This window comes from Streptomyces sp. GQ60 (assembly GCF_059758875.1).
Genome location: NZ_JCAXEG010000049.1, coordinates 1 through 3212 on the forward strand (window position 1 = coordinate 1; position 3212 = coordinate 3212).

The following is a 3212-nucleotide window of genomic DNA, read 5'->3' on the forward strand; positions in this document are numbered from 1 at the left end:
CTTCAGAACTAACACAGTGGACGCGAGCAACTGAGGACAAGCCCTCGGCCTATTAGTACCAGTCAGCTCCACCCGTTACCGGGCTTCCACATCTGGCCTATCAACCCAGTCGTCTACTGGGAGCCTTACCCTCTCAAGGAGGTGGGAATACTCATCTTGAAGCAGGCTTCCCGCTTAGATGCTTTCAGCGGTTATCCCTCCCGAACGTAGCCAACCAGCCATGCCCTTGGCAGGACAACTGGCACACCAGAGGTTCGTCCGTCCCGGTCCTCTCGTACTAGGGACAGCCCTTCTCAATATTCCTACGCGCACAGCGGATAGGGACCGAACTGTCTCACGACGTTCTAAACCCAGCTCGCGTACCGCTTTAATGGGCGAACAGCCCAACCCTTGGGACCGACTCCAGCCCCAGGATGCGACGAGCCGACATCGAGGTGCCAAACCATCCCGTCGATATGGACTCTTGGGGAAGATCAGCCTGTTATCCCCGGGGTACCTTTTATCCGTTGAGCGACGGCGCTTCCACAAGCCACCGCCGGATCACTAGTCCCGACTTTCGTCCCTGCTCGACCCGTCGGTCTCACAGTCAAGCTCCCTTGTGCACTTACACTCAACACCTGATTGCCAACCAGGCTGAGGGAACCTTTGGGCGCCTCCGTTACTTTTTGGGAGGCAACCGCCCCAGTTAAACTACCCATCAGACACTGTCCCTGATCCGGATCACGGACCGAGGTTAGACATCCAGCACGACCAGAGTGGTATTTCAACGACGACTCCACAACCACTGGCGTGGCCGCTTCAAAGTCTCCCACCTATCCTACACAAGCCGAACCGAACACCAATATCAAACTATAGTAAAGGTCCCGGGGTCTTTCCGTCCTGCTGCGCGAAACGAGCATCTTTACTCGTAGTGCAATTTCACCGGGCCTATGGTTGAGACAGTCGAGAAGTCGTTACGCCATTCGTGCAGGTCGGAACTTACCCGACAAGGAATTTCGCTACCTTAGGATGGTTATAGTTACCACCGCCGTTTACTGGCGCTTAAGTTCTCAGCTTCGCCACACCGAAATGTGACTAACCGGTCCCCTTAACGTTCCAGCACCGGGCAGGCGTCAGTCCGTATACATCGCCTTACGGCTTCGCACGGACCTGTGTTTTTAGTAAACAGTCGCTTCTCGCTGGTCTCTGCGGCCACCCCCAGCTCACGGAGTAAATCCGATCACCAGTGATGGCCCCCCTTCTCCCGAAGTTACGGGGGCATTTTGCCGAGTTCCTTAACCATAGTTCACCCGAACGCCTCGGTATTCTCTACCTGACCACCTGAGTCGGTTTAGGGTACGGGCCGCCATGAAACTCGCTAGAGGCTTTTCTCGACAGCATAGGATCATCCACTTCACCACAATCGGCTCGGCATCAGGTCTCAGCCTTAATGAGGGACGGATTTGCCTACCCCTCGGCCTACACCCTTACCCCGGGACTACCACCGCCCGGGCTGGACTACCTTCCTGCGTCACCCCATCGCTTACCTACTACAAGTCTGGGTCACCGGCTCCACCACTTTCCTTTCCCCGAAGGGTCCGGAACGGCTTCACGGGCTTAGCATCGCCTGATTCGATATTGGGCGTTTCAAAGCGGGTACCGGAATATCAACCGGTTGTCCATCGACTACGCCTGTCGGCCTCGCCTTAGGTCCCGACTTACCCTGGGCAGATCAGCTTGACCCAGGAACCCTTAGTCAATCGGCGCACACGTTTCTCACGTGTGTATCGCTACTCATGCCTGCATTCTCACTCGTGAACCGTCCACAACTAGCTTCCGCTGCTGCTTCACCCGGCACACGACGCTCCCCTACCCATCACAGCGGGCGTTGGCCCTATTGCTGCAATGACACGACTTCGGCGGTACGCTTGAGCCCCGCTACATTGTCGGCGCGGAATCACTTGACCAGTGAGCTATTACGCACTCTTTCAAGGGTGGCTGCTTCTAAGCCAACCTCCTGGTTGTCTCTGCGACTCCACATCCTTTCCCACTTAGCGTACGCTTAGGGGCCTTAGTCGATGCTCTGGGCTGTTTCCCTCTCGACCATGGAGCTTATCCCCCACAGTCTCACTGCCACGCTCTCACTTACCGGCATTCGGAGTTTGGCTAAGGTCAGTAACCCGGTAGGGCCCATCGCCTATCCAGTGCTCTACCTCCGGCAAGAAACACGTGACGCTGCACCTAAATGCATTTCGGGGAGAACCAGCTATCACGGAGTTTGATTGGCCTTTCACCCCTAACCACAGGTCATCCCCCAGGTTTTCAACCCTGGTGGGTTCGGTCCTCCACGAAGTCTTACCTCCGCTTCAACCTGCCCATGGCTAGATCACTCCGCTTCGGGTCTAGAGCGTGCAACTCAATCGCCCTATTCGGACTCGCTTTCGCTACGGCTTCCCCACACGGGTTAACCTCGCTACACACCGCTAACTCGCAGGCTCATTCTTCAAAAGGCACGCAGTCACGACCGTCATTCCGAAGAATAACGGCGACGCTCCCACGGCTTGTAGGCACACGGTTTCAGGTACTATTTCACTCCGCTCCCGCGGTACTTTTCACCATTCCCTCACGGTACTATCCGCTATCGGTCACCAGGGAATATTTAGGCTTAGCGGGTGGTCCCGCCAGATTCACACGGGATTTCTCGGGCCCCGTGCTACTTGGGAGATTCTTAAGCAAGCCGCTGATGTTTCGTCTACGGGGGTCTTACCCTCTACGCCGGACCTTTCGCATGTCCTTCGACTACATCAACGGTTTCTGACTCGCCGACCGGCCGGCAGACCGATCAAAAGAATTCCCACAACCCCGCATGCGCAACCCCTGCCGGGTATCACACGCATACGGTTTGGCCTCATCCGGTTTCGCTCGCCACTACTCCCGGAATCACGGTTGTTTTCTCTTCCTGCGGGTACTGAGATGTTTCACTTCCCCGCGTTCCCTCCACACTGCCTATGTGTTCAGCAGTGGGTGACAGCCCATGACGACTGCCGGGTTTCCCCATTCGGACACCCCCGGATCAAAGCTCAGTTGGCAGCTCCCCGGGGCCTATCGCGGCCTCTCACGTCCTTCATCGGTTCCTGGTGCCAAGGCATCCACCGTGCGCCCTTAAAAACTTGGCCTACAGATGCTCGCGTCCACTGTGTAGTTCTCAAGCAACGACCAGCCACCCATCACCC

1 rRNA gene is annotated in these 3212 nt (G+C 56.6%); it reads right to left on the minus strand.

The window, feature by feature from the left end:
* Positions 1 to 32: 32 nt before the first annotated feature.
* Positions 33 to 3155: ribosomal RNA gene (locus tag AC6CKD_RS37865) — 23S ribosomal RNA — on the minus strand.
* Between the last annotated feature and the right edge of the window lie 57 nt (positions 3156 to 3212).